The sequence below is a fragment of the Mesorhizobium sp. M7A.F.Ca.CA.002.04.1.1 genome (genome assembly GCF_004022805.1).
Classification (GTDB): Bacteria; Pseudomonadota; Alphaproteobacteria; order Rhizobiales; family Rhizobiaceae; genus Mesorhizobium; species Mesorhizobium ciceri.
In genome coordinates, this window is the sequence record NZ_RZPL01001268.1 from 1 (window position 1) to 559 (window position 559).

Genomic DNA, 559 nt, shown 5'->3' on the forward strand with positions numbered 1-559 from the left:
CCAAGATCCGCTTCACCATCGGCAGCGTGGTTTTGACCTCGAAGCTGATCGACGGCACCTTCCCCGATTATCAGCGGGTCATTCCGACAGGCAACGACAAGAAGCTGATCATCGACCGCCAGAGCTTTGCCGCCGCCGTCGATCGTGTTTCGACCATCTCTTCCGAACGCGGTCGCGCGGTGAAGCTGTCGATCAGCGAGGGTCAGGTGACGCTTGCGGTCAACAATCCGGATTCAGGCAGCGCCACCGAAGAACTGTCCGCTGACTATTCATCCGATCCGATCGAGATCGGCTTCAACGCCAAGTACCTGCTCGACGTTGCCGCGCAGCTGACCGGCACGGAGGCCAAGTTCATGCTGGCGGATGCCGGTTCGCCGACGCTGATCCACGACATGGCCGACGAGACCGCACTCTATGTGCTGATGCCGATGCGCGTGTAGCGGCGCGGTGTCAGCACTTCGGTCCTGTTGTGGACCGGCGGCAAGCGCGATATTTACGGCGACTTCTATAGGCGGATAGCGGTTGCCGCCGGTCCACAACAGGACCGAAGTGCTGACAC

General features: G+C 60.8%; 1 protein-coding gene. It reads left to right on the forward strand.

Annotated elements, in window-relative coordinates; translation table 11 throughout:
• The coding region (locus ENZ75_RS33725; RefSeq protein ID WP_164768144.1) for a DNA polymerase III subunit beta at positions 1-440 on the forward strand (440 nt) is incomplete at its 5' end.
• Between the last annotated feature and the right edge of the window lie 119 nt (positions 441-559).